21 protein-coding genes are annotated in these 19825 nt (G+C 67.2%); 5 read left to right on the forward strand and 16 right to left on the reverse strand.

Annotation, left to right across the window (positions count from 1 at the left end; all coding sequences use genetic code 11):
- Nucleotides 1–51: 51 nt before the first annotated feature.
- From rnt to AC5P9N_RS08495, 15 genes are all read right to left on the reverse strand, one after another.
- Nucleotides 52–702, reverse strand: coding sequence for a ribonuclease T (gene rnt, locus AC5P9N_RS08425; RefSeq protein ID WP_032965690.1), 651 nt, complete (start codon nucleotides 700–702; stop codon nucleotides 52–54).
- Nucleotides 703–871: 169 nt separating this feature from the next.
- Complete coding sequence (locus tag AC5P9N_RS08430) at nucleotides 872–1393, reverse strand: HvfX family Cu-binding RiPP maturation protein (protein WP_005408783.1); 522 nt, start codon at nucleotides 1391–1393, stop codon at nucleotides 872–874.
- A 26-nt stretch (nucleotides 1394–1419) separates the two neighbouring features.
- Complete coding sequence (locus AC5P9N_RS08435; protein WP_099485246.1) at nucleotides 1420–2175, reverse strand: HvfC family RiPP maturation protein; 756 nt, start codon at nucleotides 2173–2175, stop codon at nucleotides 1420–1422.
- Nucleotides 2168–3043 carry an HvfB family MNIO-type RiPP peptide maturase gene (locus AC5P9N_RS08440; RefSeq protein ID WP_099485245.1) on the reverse strand — a complete coding sequence of 292 codons (876 nt, stop codon included), beginning with the start codon at nucleotides 3041–3043 and terminating at the stop codon, nucleotides 2168–2170. The genes AC5P9N_RS08435 and AC5P9N_RS08440 overlap by 8 nt, the downstream gene beginning before the upstream one ends.
- Nucleotides 3030–3386 carry an HvfA family oxazolone/thioamide-modified RiPP metallophore gene (locus AC5P9N_RS08445; protein WP_005408786.1) on the reverse strand — a complete coding sequence of 119 codons (357 nt, stop codon included), beginning with the start codon at nucleotides 3384–3386 and terminating at the stop codon, nucleotides 3030–3032. The genes AC5P9N_RS08440 and AC5P9N_RS08445 overlap by 14 nt, the downstream gene beginning before the upstream one ends.
- Before the next feature lie 258 nt (nucleotides 3387–3644).
- Nucleotides 3645–4352, reverse strand: a complete 708-nt coding sequence (phoU, locus tag AC5P9N_RS08450; RefSeq protein ID WP_005408787.1) for a phosphate signaling complex protein PhoU — start codon at nucleotides 4350–4352, stop codon at nucleotides 3645–3647.
- 65 nt (nucleotides 4353–4417) lie between these two features.
- Complete coding sequence (gene pstB / locus AC5P9N_RS08455; RefSeq protein ID WP_005408788.1) at nucleotides 4418–5248, reverse strand: phosphate ABC transporter ATP-binding protein PstB; 831 nt, start codon at nucleotides 5246–5248, stop codon at nucleotides 4418–4420.
- A gap of 19 nt (nucleotides 5249–5267) precedes the next feature.
- Entirely contained in the window at nucleotides 5268–6131 is an 864-nt protein-coding gene (gene pstA / locus AC5P9N_RS08460) for a phosphate ABC transporter permease PstA (protein ID WP_005408789.1), read from the reverse strand.
- Nucleotides 6131–7099 (reverse strand): phosphate ABC transporter permease subunit PstC, encoded by a 969-nt coding sequence (gene pstC / locus AC5P9N_RS08465; protein ID WP_005408790.1) that lies wholly within the window; start codon nucleotides 7097–7099, stop codon nucleotides 6131–6133. The genes pstA and pstC overlap by 1 nt, the downstream gene beginning before the upstream one ends.
- An 82-nt stretch (nucleotides 7100–7181) precedes the next feature.
- Nucleotides 7182–8270 carry a phosphate ABC transporter substrate-binding protein PstS gene (gene pstS, locus AC5P9N_RS08470; RefSeq protein ID WP_099485243.1) on the reverse strand — a complete coding sequence of 363 codons (1089 nt, stop codon included), beginning with the start codon at nucleotides 8268–8270 and terminating at the stop codon, nucleotides 7182–7184.
- A gap of 476 nt (nucleotides 8271–8746) precedes the next feature.
- Nucleotides 8747–9763: a phosphate ABC transporter substrate-binding protein PstS gene (gene pstS / locus AC5P9N_RS08475; RefSeq protein ID WP_012479636.1), complete on the reverse strand. Its 1017-nt coding sequence runs from the start codon at nucleotides 9761–9763 to the stop codon at nucleotides 8747–8749.
- A 222-nt stretch (nucleotides 9764–9985) separates the two neighbouring features.
- Nucleotides 9986–11197 carry an OprO/OprP family phosphate-selective porin gene (locus AC5P9N_RS08480; RefSeq protein ID WP_005408793.1) on the reverse strand — a complete coding sequence of 404 codons (1212 nt, stop codon included), beginning with the start codon at nucleotides 11195–11197 and terminating at the stop codon, nucleotides 9986–9988.
- Between the two features lie 196 nt (nucleotides 11198–11393).
- Nucleotides 11394–12083, reverse strand: coding sequence for an endonuclease III (gene nth / locus AC5P9N_RS08485; RefSeq protein ID WP_012479638.1), 690 nt, complete (start codon nucleotides 12081–12083; stop codon nucleotides 11394–11396).
- A complete protein-coding gene (locus AC5P9N_RS08490) occupies nucleotides 12083–12436 on the reverse strand; it encodes a hypothetical protein (protein ID WP_099485242.1) in 354 nt (117 codons plus the stop codon). Before AC5P9N_RS08490 ends, nth begins: the two co-directional genes overlap by 1 nt.
- A 4-nt stretch (nucleotides 12437–12440) precedes the next feature.
- Entirely contained in the window at nucleotides 12441–13223 is a 783-nt protein-coding gene (locus tag AC5P9N_RS08495; protein ID WP_012479639.1) for an enoyl-CoA hydratase/isomerase family protein, read from the reverse strand.
- Nucleotides 13224–13390: 167 nt separating this feature from the next.
- Here AC5P9N_RS08495 and AC5P9N_RS08500 point away from each other — a divergent pair, with 167 nt between their 5' ends.
- The 3 genes from AC5P9N_RS08500 to AC5P9N_RS08510 all read left to right on the forward strand — a co-directional run bounded on the left by AC5P9N_RS08500 (nucleotide 13391) and on the right by AC5P9N_RS08510 (nucleotide 16012).
- The gene (locus AC5P9N_RS08500; protein WP_005408797.1) at nucleotides 13391–14092 is read left to right on the forward strand and encodes an FKBP-type peptidyl-prolyl cis-trans isomerase; all 702 of its coding nucleotides are present in this window, start codon (nucleotides 13391–13393) and stop codon (nucleotides 14090–14092) included.
- A gap of 217 nt (nucleotides 14093–14309) precedes the next feature.
- Nucleotides 14310–15113: a CoA pyrophosphatase gene (locus tag AC5P9N_RS08505; protein WP_099485241.1), complete on the forward strand. Its 804-nt coding sequence runs from the start codon at nucleotides 14310–14312 to the stop codon at nucleotides 15111–15113.
- Nucleotides 15110–16012 (forward strand): sulfurtransferase, encoded by a 903-nt coding sequence (locus tag AC5P9N_RS08510; protein ID WP_099485240.1) that lies wholly within the window; start codon nucleotides 15110–15112, stop codon nucleotides 16010–16012. The genes AC5P9N_RS08505 and AC5P9N_RS08510 overlap by 4 nt, the downstream gene beginning before the upstream one ends.
- A 270-nt stretch (nucleotides 16013–16282) precedes the next feature.
- Here the strand turns inward: AC5P9N_RS08510 and AC5P9N_RS08515 are convergent, their stop codons facing one another.
- Entirely contained in the window at nucleotides 16283–16849 is a 567-nt protein-coding gene (locus tag AC5P9N_RS08515) for an N-acetylmuramoyl-L-alanine amidase (RefSeq protein WP_005412776.1), read from the reverse strand.
- A gap of 72 nt (nucleotides 16850–16921) precedes the next feature.
- Here AC5P9N_RS08515 and AC5P9N_RS08520 point away from each other — a divergent pair, with 72 nt between their 5' ends.
- On the forward strand, nucleotides 16922–17449 hold the full coding sequence (locus tag AC5P9N_RS08520; protein WP_024958728.1) for an alpha/beta hydrolase: 528 nt from the start codon (nucleotides 16922–16924) through the stop codon (nucleotides 17447–17449).
- A gap of 145 nt (nucleotides 17450–17594) precedes the next feature.
- Nucleotides 17595–19733, forward strand: coding sequence for a bifunctional 23S rRNA (guanine(2069)-N(7))-methyltransferase RlmK/23S rRNA (guanine(2445)-N(2))-methyltransferase RlmL (gene rlmKL / locus AC5P9N_RS08525; RefSeq protein WP_065183357.1), 2139 nt, complete (start codon nucleotides 17595–17597; stop codon nucleotides 19731–19733).
- Nucleotides 19734–19825: the final 92 nt, after the last annotated feature.

The following is a 19825-nucleotide window of genomic DNA, read 5'->3' on the forward strand; positions in this document are numbered from 1 at the left end:
GCCCGACCGCTGATTTGCTTCACGCCACGAGGGGCTCCGCCGTTGGCCGCTTCACCGCGGCCAGGCGTTGGCGATGGTGCAGAACAATCGTGCGGTCTGTTCGGTGTCATACACCGCGCTGTGTGCTTCGTTCGCATCCCAGCCCAACCCGGCGGCCGTGGCTGCACGCGCCAGCACCGTCTGCCCGTAGGCGATGCCGGCCAGGGTGACGGTGTCGAACACGCTGAACGGATGGAACGGATTGCGCTTGTGGCCGGTCCGGGCCACGGCGGCGTTGACGAAGCCCAGGTCGAAATGGGCGTTGTGGCCGACCAGGATCGCGCGCTGGCAGCCGTACTTCTTCATCGCCGCGCGTACCGGGGTGAAGATGTGGTCCAGTGCGGCCTTCTCTTCCTTGGCCAGCCGGAACGGGTGGTCGAGGATGATGCCGGTCACTTCCAGCGACTTCGGGTCGATCTCCAGGCCCTCGGCCGGCACCACATGGGCACTGGCGGTCTGGCCGGGGTAGAGCAGGCCGTTCTCGTCCATCTCGATCGGCACCGCGGCGATTTCCAGCAGGGCGTTGCGCTGGCTGTCGAAGCCGCCGGTTTCCACGTCCACCACCACCGGCAGGAAGCCGCGGAATCGTTGTGACATCGCGCGCTGCGCCTGGGGGATTGCGGAATCGGAGGCGGCGGCAGGTGCGGGAGTGGGGTCATTCATGCGTGAATTCTAGCAGAGCGGCCTCGAGCGCCCGGCCAGCCTGTGACGCACGGGCTCCCTGCGCAGGAGCGTGTCGACCAAGGTCGACACCTACCGGTGCACCGCGCGCCCAGGATTCCGGTAGGTGCCAACCTGGGTTGGCACGATGCGCGCCGACCAGGGTCGGCATCTACCGGACTGCTGGCCGCGCAGGCGTGCCCGATGGCTGCCACCGTGCCAACCACGCATCCACGCTCAGCCTACCGGCGCCGCTGAAGATCAGTGGCAGCAGCATCGCCATAAAGAGCACCGGCAGCTTGAAGTTGCCGAAGCCCTGGTCAGTGATCGCATAGCCCATCGCGAGGTCGCCCAGCGAGTCCCATTGCATCGGCCAGTGCACGGCGTAGGTGGCCACCACGGTCAATACCAGCAGGCTGGCGGCGGCGAAACGCGTACCGAAACCCAACAGCAGGCAGGCCGCGCCGACCAGTTCGAACCAGGTCGCCAGCTGCCAGTTCAGCGTGCTCGGCAGCTGATCGAACGGGAACGGAAAGGCATCCTGCAGGTCGGCGAACCAGTTCTGGCCGTGCAGTTTCTCGCGGCCGGATTCGAAGTACTCCCAGGCCAGCAGCAGGCGCAGGCCGAGCGGGGCCAACCAGGGGGCGAGACGGTCCAGCTGGCCACGCGCGGTGGCCAGGGTCGGAAGGTTCATCAGGGGGTCTCCGCGAATGAGGTGTGTCAGGGAGGGGCTGTGAGCGGGCCGATCACGCCGGCCTGCAGGAACTGCCGCAGCAGCGCGGCGCCGGGTCCGGCCAGCGCGTCCTCGGCCAGGCCGTGCGCGGCGGCCAGACGCTGCAGGTAGGCCTGACCATCAAGGCCGGGCTGTTCGCCGATGCTGGACAGCAGGAACACCGCCAGAGGGCTGAGCGTGGCGAATCGCACCTCGCCGTCGGCATCGCGGCGGACCAGAAGGCCAGTCGGCTCGGCCGGCGGCTCGGTCGGTGCGTCCTCGGCACCGAGCCGGTGCACCGGCCACTGGTACAGCAGCGGCCATGCCAACGGCGAGCGCTGCAGCGGCACCCGCAGCGGGTCGGTGTCGTCCTGCGCCGGCAGCGGTTCGGCATCCAGCTGGTACAGCGCGGTTTCCACCCACTCGTAGTGGGCCAGTTCGGCCAACGCCGGATGCGGCAGCTGTGGCTGCGCCTGCAGCCACTGCACGAATTCGGCGGCCAGTTCGGTGAACAGCGGTGTCTGGCAGCGATGGGTCGCGAAGTAATGGCGCACCAGTCCGCTCCAGGCCGGCTCGCCGAGCAGGCGCACGCAGACCGGGAAGCCGTTGCTCAACAGGCCGAGCAGGTTGTTGAACAGCAGTCGTTGGTATGCTGCGACCCGGCGTGATTCCAGCCCGGCCGGTGGCGGCACGCCCTGTGGATCACGCAGATGGGCAGTGAATGCGTGCTGCTGCGCGCGCAGCGTGTCGGGAGCATCAGCCATGTGTGCCCCCGGCGTGCGTCGCCTGCAGGCGGCGGATGGTCTGCAGTTCGCCCTGCAGTTCGGCGTAGGGCGGGAAGTTGAAATCGCGCTCAAGCAGGGTGGGGCGTGCGCCGATGCGCGCATAGGTGCGTGCCAGCAGCGCCCAGACCGGGTCGATCACCGCACTGCCATGGGTATCGATCTTCAGGTCCGGTGCCTCGTCCAGGTGCCCGGCCACGTGCAGGCAGACGATGCGTTCTGCGGGCAGCCCGGCAATGAAGGTGTCGGCGTCGTAGCCGTGGTTGCAGGCGTTGACGTAGACGTTGTTGACGTCCAGCAGCAGGTCGCAGTCGGCCTCGGCGAGCACGGCGTTGGTGAAGGCCAGCTCGTCCATCGCCGGCTCCGGCGCCAGGTAGTAGGACACGTTCTCCACTGCGATGCGGCGACCCAGCAGGTCCTGCACACGGGCGATGCGTGCGGCGGTATGGCGCACCGCTTCGTCGGTAAATGGAATCGGCAGCAGGTCGTACAGGTGGCCGTCGTCGCTGCAGTAGCTCAGGTGCTCGCTGTACAGCGGCACGCGGTGCTTTTCCAGGAACTGGCCGACCTGTTCCAGCAGCCGGGTATCCAGCGGCGCACTGCCGCCCAGCGACAGGGACAGGCCGTGGCAGCTCAGCGGATGGCGCTGTGCCAGCTCGGTCAGTGCATCCCCGGCAGGACCACCCACATGGATCCAGTTCTCCGGTGCGCATTCGAGGAAATCGAAGTCGCCCGCCGGTGCATCACGCAGCTCCTGCAACAGCGCCCGGCGCAGCCCCAACCCGGCGGCCGCCGCACGAAGCGGCGACCGCGGGCTGACGACGCTGGCGCGGACGTCAGTGCTTGCCACCGCACTTGCCTTCGCCACACTTGCCTTCGGCCGCCTTCTTGTCGCCGGACGTGGCCTTGGCGCCTGCCGCAGCGCCGGCAGCCTTGCCCTTGTCGGCGCCGCACTTGCCTTCGGCGGTCTTGCCGTCGGCGCCACACTTGCCTTCGGCATGCTTGGTCGCGTCAGCGGCCATCTTGGTGTCGGCGGCCTTGGCGTCGGTACTGGCCTTGGCTGCCTGTCCGGCAACCAGGTAGCCCTGGGCGAGGTCGCTCATGCTCAGGGCCGAGGCACTGGCGGTCATGCCCAGGCCGGCGGCCAGGGCGGTAGCAGTCAGCAGGGACAGGGTCTTGTTGGAACTGCTCATCGGTCGTGCTCCTGGGTGGTGTGGGCGGGTGCCCGGATGGCCGGCAGGGATGCCGGTGGAAACGATGGTGCAGCGATCCTACTCAACGAATCCTCGCCAAGAACTCAAATTTTCGTGAGGTTTGTTACAGAAGCATCCGGAAGGTTCGCACCGGGCAAGCCCGGCGCCCACAACGCGGGTGGAACACGCCAAAAAAGAAGGCCGCTGTCACCAGGACAGCGGCCACCTTGGAGTCAACTCCGGTGTTGCAGTGCAGCGTCAGGGCTGGCCGGTGCTGGAGGTCTCGTCGCGCTTCTCGCGCGGCGGCAGCGGCTGCTCCCCGTGCACCAGGAACCATACGTTCTCGGCGATGTTGGTGGCGTGGTCGCCCACGCGCTCCAGGTTCTTGGCCATGAACAGCAGGTGCGTGCACGGGGTGATGTTGCGTGGGTCTTCCATCATGTAGGTCAGCAGCTCGCGGAACAGCGCGGTGTACTGCGCGTCCAGGCGGGCGTCGTCCTCGCGCAGTTCCAGTGCGGCGTCGGCGTCGTTGTCGCGGTAGGCGGCAATGGCACGACGGACCTGCTGCGCGGCCAGGCGGCCCAGCGCACGCAGGCCCTGGATCTGCGGCAGCGGCGGCACCTTGCCCAGCGCGATCGAACGCTTGGCGACGTTGGCCGCGTAGTCGCCGATACGCTCGATGTCGGCCGGGATGCGCAGGCCGGCGAGGATCTCGCGCAGGTCGCGCGCCATCGGGCCGCGCAGGGCCAGGCGCATCACGTCATGGCTGATCTGCTGCTCCAGCGCATCAATGGCTTCGTCGTTGGCGATGATGCGATGGGCGGCGTTCTCGTCGCGCTTCTCGATCACGTCCATCGACGCTTCGAGCTGGGCGACGGCCATCTCGCCCATGCGCACGATTTCGGCCACCAGGCGCTGCTGCTCTTCGTCGTAGCTCTTGACGATGTGATCGTTGGGAAGGTTCATGGTCTGCAATCCGGGTAGAGCCAGGCCGTGCCTGGCTGGGGCATGTGGCGAAGGATCAGCGTCGATCAGCCGAAGCGACCGGTGATGTAGTCCTCGGTCTGCCGCTGCGACGGCTGCGAGAAGATCACTTCGGTGCGGTCGTGCTCGATCAGGTCGCCCAGGTACATGAAGGCGGTGTAGTCGGAAACGCGCGCGGCCTGCTGCATGTTGTGGGTGACGATGACGATGGTGTACTCGTGCTTGAGCTCTTCCACCAGCTGCTCGATGCGGCTGGTCGAGATCGGATCCAGCGCCGAGGTCGGCTCGTCCAGCAGCAGCACCGACGGGCGCAGCGCCACGGCACGGGCGATGCACAGGCGCTGCTGCTGGCCACCGGACAGGCCCAGCGCGCTCTGCCCCAGCTTGTCCTTCACTTCGTCCCACAGTGCGCCCTGGCGCAGTGCCTGCTCGACGCGGTCGGCCATGTCGGCCTTGCTCAGTTTCTCGTGGTGGCGGATGCCGTAGGCCACGTTCTCGAAGATGGTCATCGGGAACGGCACCGGCTTCTGGAACACCATGCCGACCTTGCTGCGCAGGCGGTTCATCGGGTACTTCGGCGACAGGATGTTCTCGCCGTCCAGCAGCACTTCACCGCGCGCTTCCAGCTTCGGGTACAGCGCGTAGATGCGGTTGAAGATGCGCAGCAGGGTCGACTTGCCGCAACCGGAGGGACCGATCAGCGCGGTCACGCGCTTTTCCGGAATCTCCAGGTTGATGCCCTTCAGGGCGTGGAACTTGTCGTAGTAGAAGTCCAGTCCACGCGCAGCCAGCTTCACCGGCGACGGCGTGTGCAGGCTCTCGTGCGAGGACGGCACGGCGATGCGCTGCATCGGCACGGCGTTGGAAAGGTCGTTCATGGCGTTGTCCACGGAAAGGTCAGTCATGGGAGATACGGTTGCGCAGCAGGATGCCGCGGGCGGCAAGGCTGACCAGCAACACGAAGACAGTCAGCACCAGGGCACCGGCCCAGGCCAGCACCTGCCAGGATTCATACGGGCTGCCGGCGAACTGGTTCATCACCACCGGCACCGAGGCCATCGGCTGGAAGATGTTGTTGTTCCAGTACTGGTTGCCGAAAGCGGTGAACAGCAGCGGAGCGGTCTCGCCGGAGATGCGGGCCAGCGCCAGCAGGATGCCGGTGATGATGCCGGCCGACGCGCTGCGGTACAGCACCTGCACGATCACCTTCCACTGCGGGATGCCCAGCGACAGGGCCGCTTCGCGCATCTGCGATGGCACCAGCCGCAGCATCTCGTCGGTGGTGCGCACCACCACCGGCAGTACGATGAAGGCCAGCGACAGGGCACCGGCGAACGCCGAGAAGTTGCCGCCGGTCTGCATCACGTACAGGGTGTAGACGAACAGGCCCAGCACGATCGACGGTGCCGACAGCAGGATGTCATTGACGAAGCGGACCACGGTGCCGGCCTTGCGGGCGTTGCCGTACTCGGCCAGCCAGGTACCGGCCAGCACGCCCAGCGGCGTGCCGATGCCGATCGCCAGCGCACACATCACGGCACTGCCGAAGAAGGCGTTGGCGAGGCCACCGTCCTGCATCGGCGGCGGCGTCATCTTGGTGAACAGGTCCCAGTTGATGCCGGCCAGGCCTTTCGAGGCCAGGGTGAACAGGATCCAGCCCAGGAAGAACAGGCCGAACAGCGCGGTGGCGCAGGAGGCGGTGATCGCAACGACGTTGCCGATGCGGCGGCGCAGGTACAACGAATCAGCGGTGGTGGACATCAGTTGCCCTCCTTGCGGGACAGGCGCATCAGCATCAGGCGGGCGATGGCCAGCACCACGAAGGTGACGATGAAGAGGACGAAGCCGAGCAGCAGCAGGGCCGAACGGTAGGTTTCAGTGGCTTCGCCGAAATCGTTGGCGATCAGCGCGGCGATGGTGGTGCCCGGCTCCAGCAGCGACGGCGACAGGCGCACGCTGTTGCCGATCACGAAGGCCACCGCCATCGTCTCGCCCAGGGCGCGGCCGAGGCCGAGGAAGATGCCGCCGATCACTGCCGAGCGGGTGTAGGGCAGGACGATGTCCCAGCTCACTTCCCACTTGGTGGAGCCCAGCGCGTACGCCGACTCCTTCAGGCGGGTCGGCACGGTCAGGAACACTTCGCGCATCACCGAGGAGATGAACGGAATGACCATGATGGCCAGCACGAAACCGGCGGTGAGCATGCCGATGCCCAGCGGCGGGCCCTGGAACATCGGGCCGATGATCGGCCATTCGCCCAGGGTCTCGTTGAGGAACGGGGTGACGTACTCGGTCATCACCGGCACCAGCACGAACAGGCCCCACATGCCGTAGATGATCGAGGGAATGCCGGCCAGCAGTTCGATGGCGGTACCGACCGGGCCACGCAGCCAGCGCGGCGCGACTTCGGTGAGGAAGAAGGCGATGCCGAAGCTGACCGGCACGGCGATGACCATCGCGATGACGGCGGTGACCAGGGTGCCGTAGATCGGGGCGAGCGCACCGAACTTGTTTTCGACCGGATTCCAGTCGGCGGAGAAGAAGAAGCTCAGGCCCTGCATCTGCAGGGCATGGCGGCCGCCCCACAGCATCGACAGCGCGGCGCAGGCCAGGGCGATCAGGACGAAGATGACGGTGCCGACCAGCACCCATCGGAACAGTTTGTCGTTGCGGGCATCACGCGCATCACGCGTGGACGGGGCGGCTACAGGCTGGGCGATGGAATTCATGGGGACGGCAGGGCCAGGAAGGGGCGGGGCGGCACGGCGTGGAAGAAACGGTGCCCGCGTGGGGCGGGCACCGTCGTGTCCATCACTTCAGGTCGGTCGCCCAGTAGGCCTCGATCTGCTTGACCAGTTCGGCCGGCAGCGGCACGTAGTGCAGCTCGTTGGCCTGCGCCTGGCCGTTTTCGAAGGCCCACTTGAAGAAGGCCAGGGTGTCCTGGTTGCGCTTGGCGTCCTTCGGCTTCTTCTGCATCAGCATGAAGTTGGTGGCGGTGATCGGCCATGCCTGCTCGCCCGGAGCGTTGGTGATGACCAGGTTGAAGTCCTTGGCGCTGGCCCAGTCGGCGCTGGCGGCCGCGGCGGCGAAGGTTTCCACGCTCGGCTCGACCCAGTTGCCGGCCGCGTTCTGCATGGCGGTGTACGGCATGCCGTTCTGCAGCGCGTAAGCCAGTTCGACGTAGCCGATCGAGCCCTTGATCTGCTTCACGTAGGAAGCGACGCCTTCATTGCCCTTGCCACCGACGCCGTCCGGCCACTGCACCGAGGTGCCTTCGCCAACCTTGCTCTTCCACTCCGGGCTGACCTTGGACAGGTAGTTGGAGAAGTTGAAGGTGGTGCCCGAACCGTCCGAACGGTGGACCAGGGTGATCTTGCCGTCCGGCAGCTTCACGCCCGGGTTGGCGGCGACGATGGCCGGGTCGTTCCAGGTCTTGACCTTGCCCAGGAAGATGTCGGCCAGCAGGGCGCCGCTCAGGCGCAGCTTGCCGGCTTCCAGGCCTTCGATGTTGACCACCGGCACCACGCCGCCGATGGCGGACGGGAACTGCGCCAGGCCGGCCTGGGCCAGCTCTTCGCTGCTCAGCGGCTTGTCGGAGGAACCGAAGTCGACGGTGCCGGCCTTGATCTGGGCAATACCGCCGCCGGAGCCGATCGACTGGTAGTTGATCTTGGCGCCGGTGCTGGTGTTGTAGTCAGCCGACCACTTGGAGACCAGCGGGAAGATGAAGGACGCGCCCGCGCCGGACACTTCGGCGGTCACCTTGGCACCGGCAGCGGCCGGGGCGGCGGCGCCGTCGGCAGCCGGCTGCTGCGCGGCCTGCTTGTCGCCACCGCAGGCCGACAGGCCCAGGGCGATGGCCAGGGAAAGGGCGGCGAGGCCGGCCGAGTGCAGTTTCATGGTCACTCCATAGCGGGGAAGAGCCGACGTGGTCGGCGGATGCGGCTATGAAATGATGTTTTTGTTACAGCCGTATTACGACCATGACAGGGGTGTCCTGGATCACGTTCTGACAAGGGTTTCACAGGATTGGCGCCGATCCGGCAGGTGCCCGGAACCCCCCGATCTGCGCACCGATATGACGGTCGGTTGGCCCTTGTAGAGTTGAGCCATGCTCGACTGCTCCCTGTTCTCGGTAGGTGCGGACCGTTGGTCCGCACGCTCCAGCACCCAGCCGAGCGTGGGCTCGTCTCTACAAACGCTCCTGCCTTCCATGACCCCACCGACCCCCCATGGATCAGCGAAGGCGCAGCGCTCTTCACGACCAATCCCCCAAAAACAAGAAGAGCGCGAGATCTCGAGGATCTCGCGCCCGGGTGGGAGCGGCGGGGGAGAGAGGACCCGCCGCCCCCGTTCCTGCGGGGGAACGCGCTTGCTTACTTCAGGTTCTGCGACCAGTAGGTCTCGATCTGGCGGACCAGGCTGTCCGGCAGCGGCACGTAGTCCAGCTGGCGGGCCTGGGCGTCGCCATTCTTGTAGACCCAGCGGAAGAACTCCTGGGTCGCCTTGCCATTGGCAGCATTCTTCGGCGTCTTCTGCACCAGGATGAAGTTGGTGGCAGTGATCGGCCAGGACTCGGCGCCCGGCGCGTTGGTCATCACCAGGTAGAAGTCGCGGGCGTTGGCCCAGTCGGCGCTGGCGGCAGCGGCAGCGAACGAGGCGTCGCTCGGCTGCACGAACTTGCCGGCGGCATTCTTCATCGCGGTGTAGGAGAGCTTGTTCTGCAGCGCGTAGGACAGTTCGACATAGCCGATGCCGCCCTTGATCTGCTTCACATAGGCGGCAACACCTTCGTTGCCCTTGCCGCCGATGCCGGCGGGCCACTGCACCGAGGTGCCTTCACCGACCGAGCTCTTCCACTCCGGGCTGACCTTGGACAGGTAATTGACGAAGTTGAAGGTGGTGCCCGAGCCGTCCGAACGATGCACGACGGTGACCTTGGCGTTGGGCAGGGTCACGCCCGGGTTCAGCGCGGCGATGGCCGGGTCGTTCCAGGTCTTGATCTTGCCCAGGAAGATGTTGGCCAGCACCGCGCCGTCCAGCTTCAGCGCGCCCGGCGCGATGCCGGCCACGTTGACCACCGGCACCACGCCGCCGATCACCGACGGGAACTGCGCCAGGCCCGCAGCAGCCAGGTCTTCCGGCTTCAGCGGCGCGTCGGAGGAGCCGAAATCAACGGTCTTGGCCTTGATCTGGGCAATGCCGCCGCCGGAACCGATGGACTGGTAGTTGACCTTGTTGCCGGTTGCGGTGCTGTAGTCGGCCGACCACTTGGACATGACCGGGTAGATGAACGATGCGCCCGCGCCGGTGATATCGGCGGCGTTGGCGGCGAACACGGACGATGCGGCCAGGATGGCGACAGCGGCGCGCGACTTGAAGGCGTGGATCACGGGGAGACTCCTGGGGTGGTGGTCGAAGGGCGGTTGCCCGACGTTTCGGTGCACATTCCATAACGGTTGCGTGACACCCCCGCGTCTGTCATATGACGCGGGCGTGACACGCGTCATTAGCGATGTCACGTCCGCTGCGCCGGCAGGGCAGCGCGGCTACCGATGCAACGACGAAGGCACGGCCGGGGCCGTGCCTTCGCGGGTCAACGCAGGGGGCTGGACTTACCAGAAGAACTGCGCGCGGGCTTCCAGGATGTTGGGATCGTCGTTGACGAAACCGCGCGCCGTGGAGCTGTACTTCTTGCTGTCGACCATCACGTAGTTGAGCATCAGCTTGAAGTTGGAACGCAGGTACCAGTTGGCGCCCACGGTCCAGATGTCCATCTTGCCACCCAGCACGCCATCGACGATCGGCGGGCGACCGGCAACCGGGTTGGCGGCGAGGTTGCCGTCATTGAGGTCCATGTGGTCGTAGCGCACGCCCAGCTGCCACTGGCCGCCGGCCGGGTTGTTCGGCAGGCCGGTGCCCGGGGTGCCGCCCTTGTAGCTCCAGGTCTCGCCGGTGACGTTCCACACGCCGCTGATGTAATAGCCGTCGCTGGTGTAGTTGTCGTGGTCGTAGCGCTTGGCCTTGCTCGTGTAGTACTCGGCCTGTGCCTTGAACGGGCCCTGGAAGTACATCGCTTCTGCACCGATGGTGCTGACGCGGTCGGTGTCGGTCAGGTTGCCACTGTCGACCAGGCGGGCAGTGGCGAGGTCGGCATTCGGACGTGCACGCACGCGCAGGGTGTCGGCGTCGGTGTCGTAGTTGACGTAGCTCAGGCCGAAGTGCAGGACCTGGCCCTTTTCATTGATCGGGGCCCAGGTGCCACGCGCGCCGTAGCCGCTGCCGTGGGCCAGGTTGCGGGTCAGCTCGCGGCCGAAGGCGCTGGCAGTCACCGACCAGTTGTCCTGGCCGTAGCTGTACGCGCCGCCCAGGCGGCGGGCGATGGCATAGGTGTTGGTGACCGCTGCCTTGGAAATGAAATCGTTGTTCTTGGTGCTGGACAGTTCTTCCAGGCTGTTGGGCTGCTTGAACTGGCCCAGCTGAAGGAAGTGGTTGGCGTTGCCCAGCAGCTTGTACTTCACGTTGGTGTCGAGGAACTTGTCGGCCTTGGCGTCATAGCCGACCACCCACTCCACGTTGCCCGGGCCCTTGCCCTTCAGCACCAGCTCGGCGCGACGCAGTTCGAATTCGCTGTTCTTGCCGTTGCCGGCGTCGCCACCGTTGAGGTCGACCACATCGTTGTGGAACCAGTTGCCATCGGCCTGGACCAGGCCTTCGAAGGTGATTTCCGAACCGCCGATCACGTCGATGGCGACTTCGGCGTGTGCAGCCGGCACATACAGCGCAGCAGCCACGGCCACCGTCAGGAGTTGGTGATGCAGTTTCATGGAGAGGAGCCTTGCAGGCAGGTGGGAAGATGCGCGCAGGCTAGAAGGTAAAGATTGCGTAAATGTGACAGTTCACGCGCGGCAGACATCCACCGCAGGCCCCGTCACGGCAGGGCCTGCCATTGAACCCGCTTGCGTATGACGCCCGGATTGCGCCTTGGTTGCAGTCGATCCACGCCCTGCATGGATGCGGCCGTCACTCGGCCGGGGTCTTGTCCTTGAACCGGCACAGATCGGCGATCACGCATCCCGGGCAATCCGGCTTGCGCGCCTTGCACACATAACGTCCGTGCAGGATCAGCCAGTGATGCGCGTCGAGCAGGAACTCGGCGGGGATCACCTTCACCAGCTTGTCTTCCACTTCGCGCACATTCTTTCCCGGGGCCAGGCCGGTACGGTTGGAGACGCGGAAGATATGCGTGTCCACCGCCATCACCGGCTCGCCGAACGCGGTGTTGAGCACCACGTTGGCGGTCTTGCGGCCCACGCCCGGCAGTGCTTCCAGCGCATCGCGATCGCGCGGCACTTCACCGCCGTGCTTTTCCAGCAGGATCGCGCAGGTGGCGATCACGTTCTTCGCCTTGGCGTTGAACAGGCCGATGGTGGCGATGTACTGCTTCAGTCCTTCTTCGCCAAGCGCGAGGATCTTCGCCGGCGTGTTGGCCACCGGGAACAGGCGGCGCGTGGCCTTGTTGACGCCGACGTCGGTGGCCTGCGCCGACAGCGCCACCGCCACCAGCAGCTCGAACGGCGAGCTGTACTCCAGTTCGGTCTTCGGGTGCGGGTTGAGTTCGCGCAGGCGGGTGAACATCTCCACCACGTCGGCGCGCGGCATCGTGCCGCCACGCCGCGCCGGGGCGCGTGCGGTTTTCTTCGTGGTCGCCATTACTGCTCCTTGCCGCTGGCGCGGGCCTTGGCCCGGGCGAGGATGGCGGCGGCTGCGGCGGGCAGGGCGGGCTTCACGTCCGGCGCCGGGGCGGGCGTGCGCCGCGCGTCGCGTTCGGCTTCGCGGCGGGCCAGTCGCACCGCACGGGCGCGGTAGCGTTCGCGTGCCGCCCAGGCGGCCTGAAGCTGCTGCTGGGCCTGCTGCAACCGCTGCGGGAGTTCCGGGTGGCCGGGCAGCAACCGCGCGTCGTCGGCGCGGGCGACATAGTCCATCAGCCCGGCCTGCAGGGCGCCGTCGAGATCGTCTGCCTGGACCCGGGCAAACAGCTGCGCGGGGTTGGGTCGGGATGCCATGGCGTCAGCGGTTCTGGAAGGCCGGCGGGCGGCGCTGCAGGAAGGCGCTGGTTCCCTCGCGCATGTCCTCGGTGGCGAACAGCAGGCCGAACTGTGCGCTTTCGTATTCCAGCCCGGCTTCCAGGCTGCATTCGCCGCCCACGTGCACCGCATCGAGCAGGCCGCGCAGGGCCAGCGGCGCCGAGCGTGCCAGCTGCCGGGCGATGTCCTGCACGCGGTTGTCCAGCGCGTCGGCCGGTACCACCTCGTTGACGATCCCCAGTTCCAGCGCACGTGCGGCATTGATCGGTGCACCCAGCAGGCATAGCTCCAGGGTGGCGGCGCGGCCGCACAGGCGCAGCAGGCGCTGGCTGCCGCCGAAGCCGGGAATCAGCCCAAGATTGATTTCCGGTTGGCCGACTTTGGCGGTATCGGCGGCAATGCGCAGGTGGCAGGCCATGGCCAGTTCCAGGCCGCCGCCCAGGGCAAAACCGTTCACGCGCGCGATAACCGGTTTGGGCATGCGCTCGATCTGGCGCATCAGGGCCTGGCCCAGCAGCGAGAAATCACGTCCCTGAACCGCGCTGAGTGTGTTCATCTCGGCGATGTCAGCGCCAGCCACGAACGCCTTCGGGCCGGCACCGGTCAGCACCACCACGCGGATCTCCGGGTCTGCGGCGGCGGCGCTGAAGGCCTCGGCCAGGGCCTGCAGGGTCGCGGCGTTCAGGGCGTTGAGCTTGTCCGGGCGCTGGACGGTCACGGTGCGGATGGCGCCGTCGTCGGTGACAGCGATCAGGGCATCGGCCACGGGGAAACTCCTGGAACGTTAAAAAAAAGTGATATTGAACTCCGCGAACGCAGACGGGTCATAGCCTGCATCGTGAGTAGCGGTTACACGTTGCGCCCGTTATCCTAACCCGTCGCCTCAGGGCGGCGCAGAACGTCCCTGAGTTACCACCCCTGGAGAACTGTTTGATGAAGTTGCGTTCTATCGCGGTCGCCGTCGCGGCCCTGGCCCTGACGGGCAATGCCTTCGCCCAGGACGTCTCGTCCGAAAAGGGCAAGCTGAGCTACTACTTCGGTTACGACTACGGCAACAACCTGGCGGAGCTGACCGGTCGTGGTGAGCAGCTGGACATCAACTCGGTGGTGAAGGGCCTGCAGGATGCCTACGCCAAGAAGCAGCCGGCGATCACCGCCGAGCAGCTGAAGCCGGCCGTTGAAGCGTTCCAGAAGCGCGAGCAGGGCCGTGCCCAGGCTGCCAAGGCCGAGTACGAGAAGGCTGCTGCCGAAAACAAGACCAAGAGCGATCAGTTCATCGCGGCGAACAAGGCCAAGGCCGGCGTGCAGTCGCTGCCGAGCGGCGTCCAGTACCGCGTGATCGAAGCCGGCAAGGGTGCCAAGCCGACCCAGGCCAGCACCGTGCAGCTGGAAGTGGCCGGTCCGTTCCCGTACGGCCAGCGCCCGACCGAAGCCCGCCCGGCCCAGCAGATCCCGTCGATCAAGGTCAGCGAAGTCGAAATGAAGGCCATGCGCGAGACCCTGCTGCAGATGCCGGCCGGCTCGAAGTGGGAAGTCACCCTGCCGCCGGACCAGGCCTACGGTGCGGACCCGCGCACCCCGTTCCCGCCGAACGTGGCTGTGCAGTTCGAGATCAAGCTGGTCAGCGTCAAGTAAATCGAAGCAGTAAACCAAACGCGCCGGTGATTCCACCGGCGCGTTTTTGTTTGCGCAGTGCCTGACGGTAGAGTCGACTGTCAGTCGACTGCTCTTGGGTCACATCGGGGAAACGCCCGCGCTGCGCGCGCGAGTCGACTGACAGTCGACTCTACCGTCCGACCGGCCCACCCGCGCAAATTCAGCCCGTTCGCGCTACTGTTGCCGGGTGCAAACAATGGAAGAAACGGCGCGTGTTGTCGCAAGTCCCTGCATCGGAGTGTGCACGCTGGATCCGCACCGGCAGTGCACCGGCTGCGGGCGTCATATCGATGAAATCGCACGGTGGTCGTCGATGAGCAACGACGAACGCAGTCGCATCCTGCATCGCGTGCAGCCGTTGCGGGCGCAGCTCGAGCAATCACTGCGCGGCTCGCTGGCCGACCACGAACGTTTGATGCGCGCGCTGCATCCGTTGGCCGATCCGCCGGCCGGCGATGGCTGGAACCGCAGCGAACTGATCGATCTGCTGCCGCCCGGGCCTCCGGTGGAAGCGGCCGTGCTCGCGGGAATCGTGCCGCGCGCCAGTGGCGCGCAGGTGATCCTCACCCGTCGCACCGAAACCCTGCGCACGCACGGTGGCCAGGTCGGATTCCCCGGCGGCCGCACCGAGCCCGACGACCGCGACGCCCTGGCGGCAGCATTGCGCGAGAGCCAGGAAGAAATCGCCTTGGCTCCGGGCCAGGTGCAGGCGCTGGGCTATCTCGATCCCTTCGTGACGATCACCGGCTATCGGGTCACCCCGGTGGTGGCGGTGGTCGATCCGGACTTCGTGCCGGTGCCGCAGCCCAGCGAAGTGGCCGAGGTGTTCGAGGTGCCGCTGGACTACCTGATGGCGGCGGACAACCTGCGCCAGGTCGAAATCAACCATCGCGGCCGCATCCGTCACGTCCTTGAGTACAGCTGGCCCGGCCAGCGCATCTGGGGCGCCACCGCGGCCATTCTCTACAACCTGCGTCGCCGCCTGGAGCAAGTGCAATGAACCTGATCGATCCGCCGTGGACCACCCTGGTCGATGTCGCCACCCTGGCTGCCGCGTTGGGCGAGGGCATCCGCGTGGTCGACGCACGCGCCACCGCCAGCACCGCGGTGCGCGTGGTTGATGCGCGTTCCTCGCTGGCCGATCCGCAGGCGGGTAGCGGCCAGTACCTGGCAGGTCATATCCCGGGTGCGGTGTATGCCGATCTGAATCGTGACCTGTCCGATCTGTCGCGCGTCGGCCATGGTCGCCATCCGCTGCCGGACAGCGATGCCTTCGCCGCGAAGCTCGGCCAGTGGGGTATCGGTCCTGACACGCAGGTGGTGGTCTACGACGGCAGCGACGGCAGCATGGCCGCCTCGCGCCTGTGGTGGCTGCTGCGCCTGATCGGGCACAGCAAGGTGGCCGTGCTCGATGGTGGTATCGCCGCGTGGCAGGCCGCAGGGCAACCTTTGGCGACGGGGCCGGATGAGGTGACCGCGCTGCCGGCTTACCCGGGCCGTTTCGACACCGCCCAGATCGCCAATGCCGAGGAGATCAGCGCACGCCTGAAGCACGCGCCGGGCTGGCTGGTCGACGCACGCGCGGGCGAACGCTTCCGCGGCGAAGTCGAGCCGCTGGACCCGGTCGCCGGCCACGTACCCGGCGCGGTCAACCGTCCGTTTGCGTTGAACGTCGCCGACGGCCGGCTGCGCGATGCACAGGAACTGCGCGTCGAGCTGCAGGGTGTGATCGGCAACCGTGATCCGCAGCAGGTGGTGCTGATGTGCGGCTCCGGCGTGACCGCCTGCCACCTGCTGCTGGCGATGGAAAGCGCAGGCCTGAGCGGCGCACGCATCTACGCCGACTCCTGGAGCGGTTGGGTGAACGACAGCAGCCGCCCGGTGGCGACCGGCGCCTGAGAAGCGCGGGGTCGGATCCGTTTTCCAACGGAAAACGGCTCTGACCCCGTGCCGACCAAGGTCGGCACCCACCAACAGCGGCAGAAATCTGTCGAAGGCGGGGTGGGGCCGGTTGCGGGGGTGTCCGCGGCATGGATGCCGCGGCCAAGCCCCCATGGACGGGTTTACGGCGTCCCCCGCAACCGGACCCACCCCGCCATCCCCCGGAATGCCAGCTCTTGACGTTGACGTTGACGTTGCTTCTGCGGGTGCAGGGCGCAGCCCTGCCACTTACCCAACCGGCTGCAGTGGCACCTTCGCCAGCACCCGCGCCCACGGGAACAACGGCCCCGGATCACGCTTGCGCGCCACCATCAGCGTCGGATCATCGCTGGCCGGCACCTGCTCCCGATCCAGCTGGTCATGCCCGGCAATCCGCTGCAGCGACGGATAGCGTGCCACCAGCGCCAACAGCAGCTGCTCCAGCGCTTCCAGCTGCGCCTCGGTGTAGGCCTCGTCCATCGCCTGGTGACGGCTGTCGAACCAGTGCGGGTAGCGCCCGGTATTGACCAGTTCGATACCCAGCGTATGCGCGTTCATGCCGCGCACGTGGTGGGCCACCCGTTCCGGTGCCACGTACTGCACCACGCTGCCATCGCGGTCGATGTAGAAATGCCCGCTGTTGCCGGCACCACTGTCGTACAGCACACGCTCGCCGTACTCGCGGGCCATCGCCAGGTCGGGCAGCTCGGTGCAGTGGATCACCACCATCTCCAGTGTGGCCGGGTCGCGCAGTGGCAGGCGGTCTTCGTAGGGCAGGGGCTGCAGCTGCAGGCCGGGCAGGAGCGGGTTGGGCATCCGGCGATGCTAGCATTGCGGCATGAACCTGCCTTCTCTTTCCTGGTTGGCCCGCGCCCACGGAGCGCGCGCATGAGCCGCGGCCACTGCATCCTGTCCCACGGCTTCGAGAGCGGCCCGGAGGCGACCAAGGTCACCGCGCTGGCCGAGGTGGCACAGCGCCTGGGCTGGACCCACGAGCGCCCCGACTACACCGACCTGGACGCGATGAGCGAGGTCAGCCGGGTGGGCGACGTGCCGACCCGCCTGCGCCGCCTGGTCGAGCGCGCCGCCATCGCTGCCCGGCAGGGGCCGGTGGTGCTGGCCGGCTCCAGCCTGGGCGCCTACATCTCCGCCATCGCCTCGTTGCAGGTGCCGGTGGCCGGCCTGTTCCTGATGGTGCCGCCGACCACCATGGGCCCGATGCCGGCGCTGGATGCCGCCGCCGTGCCGACCACCGTGGTGCAGGCCTGGCATGACGATGTGGTCCCGGCCGCCGGGGTGATCGCCTGGGCGCAGGCGCGTTCGGCGCAGCTGCTGCTGGTCGACGACGGCCACCGCCTGGAACGCCACGTGGAGGCCTCCGCGCAGGCCTTCGAGCGCCTGTTGCGGCAACTGTGAAGCCCGGGCGCACGGCGCGCCCGCCCGCATTGACTACAATGGCAGGCCCGCCGCCCCTGGCGCGGGCCTGCCGGCCGTGCCTACGGCCCTCCTTTCCGACCGGCCCGGCCCCTGTGCCGCGCCCGACCACCTGCGAACCGACCCCGTGAAATTCTTCGTCTCCTGCGCCAAGGGCCTGGAATACCTGCTTGCCGATGAACTGTCGGCCCTGGGCCTTGGCAAGGCCACTGCCACCATTGCCGGCGTCAACGCCGAGGGCGAACTGGAGCAGGCGCTGCGGATCGTGATGTGGTCGCGCCTGGCCAGCCGCGTGCTGTGGCCGATCGACGAGTTCGACTGCCCGGACGAGCAGGCTCTGTACGACGGCGTGCGTGCGCTGCCGTGGCATGAGCACATCAAGCCGGAGATGACCCTGGCGGTGGACGCACACGTGTCCGGCGACAAGATCACCCATGCCCGCTTCGCCGCGCAGCGGATCAAGGACGCCATCGTCGACCGCATGCGCGATGAAGGCCTGGAGCGCCCTTCGGTCAACACCGATCTGCCCGATGTGCGCGTCAACCTGTCGCTGCGCAAGGGCCGCGCTTCGTTGTCGATCGACCTCGGCGGTGGCCCGCTGCATCGCCGTGGCTGGCGTGGCGCCGCCCACGAGGCACCGCTGAAGGAAAACCTGGCCGCCGCGCTGCTGCTGCGCGCGCAGTGGCCGCGCCTGCACGCCGCCGGTGGCGGCCTGCTGGACCCGATGTGCGGCAGCGGCACGCTGCTGATCGAAGGCGCGCTGATGGCCGCCGACGTCGCCCCGGGCCTGATGCGCCACGGCAGCCTGCCGCCGAGCCGTTGGCTGGGCTTCGACAAGGCGGCCTGGAAGACCCTCCAGAGCGAAGCACGCGATCGCGAGGCCGCCGGCCTGGCCGCGCTGAAGCCGGTCATCCACGGCAGCGACATCGATCCGACCGCGATCCAGGCGGCACGCGAGAATGCCGAGGTCGCGGGCGTCGCTCATGCGATCCGCTTCACCCGTGCCGACGTTGCCGACCTGGCCGCGCCCGAACAGGAGATCGGTGCGGTGGTCTGCAACCCGCCCTACGACGAGCGCCTGGCTGCGGATCCGGCGCTGTACCGCGCACTGGGCAACGCCCTGCAGAAGGCGGTGCCGCAGTGGCGTGCCAGCCTGCTGTGCGGCAACGACGAGCTGGCCTTCGCCACCGGCCTGCGCGCCAGCAAGAAGTACCAGATGTTCAACGGTGCGCTGGAATGCGCGCTGATCGTCTGCGATCCGATTGCCGTGCCGGGCCGTGATCCGGCACAACCGCGCGAGCTGAGCGAAGGTGCGCAGATGGTGGCCAACCGCCTGCGCAAGAACCTGAAGAAGTTCAAGAGCTGGCGCGCCCGCGAGCACATCACCTGCTTCCGTGCCTATGACGCCGACCTGCCGGAATACGCGGCCGCCATCGACGTCTACGAGGAAGACGGTGGCAAGCGCCGTACCTTCCTGCACGTGCAGGAATACGCCGCACCGGCCGCGATTCCGGAGAACGACGTGCGCCGCCGCCGCAACGAGCTGCTGGCTGCCGCGCGCGAAGTGTTCGGCGTGCCGCCGGAACAGGTCTCGATGAAGTCGCGCGAGCGCGGCAAGGGCGGCAGCAAGTACGGCCGCTTCGAGCAGCGAGATGAATTCATCGTGGTGCGCGAGAACAACGCACTGCTGCAGGTGAACCTGTTCGACTACCTCGATACCGGCCTGTTCCTCGACCATCGCCCGCTGCGCCGGATGATGGCCGAGCAGGTGCGTGGCAAGCGTTTCCTCAACCTGTTCTGCTACACCGGCGTGGCCAGCGTGCAGGCCGCCGTGGCTGGTGCCGCCAGCACCACCAGCGTCGACCTGTCGGCCACTTACCTGCAGTGGTGCTACGACAACCTGGCGTTGAACGGGCAGGGCGGCAACCAGCACCTTCTGGTGCAGGCCGATGCGATGGCCTGGCTGGAAGGTGACCGTGGCCAGTACGACGTGATCTTCTGTGACCCGCCGACCTTCTCCAACTCCGCACGCGCCGATGACTTCGACGTGCAGCGCGAACAGCTGAAGCTGCTGCGTGCGGCGGTGGCGCGGCTGGCCCCGGGGGGCGTGCTGTACTTCTCGAACAACTTCCGCCGCTTCAAGCTGGAAGAAAACGCCATTGCCGAATTTGCCCAGTGCCGCGAGATCACCGCGCGCACCATCGGCCCGGACTTCGAACGCAACGCGCGCATCCATCGCGCGTGGGAGCTGAAGCGGTTGGGGTAACACGACGCCCGGGGTCGGATCCCCTGCGCGAAGCGCAGGGGCTCTGACCCCATCTGGATCTACGTACCAGGGGTCAGAGCCCTTGCGCTTCG

Source organism: Stenotrophomonas sp. YJH_SMC_6, from assembly GCF_059371335.1.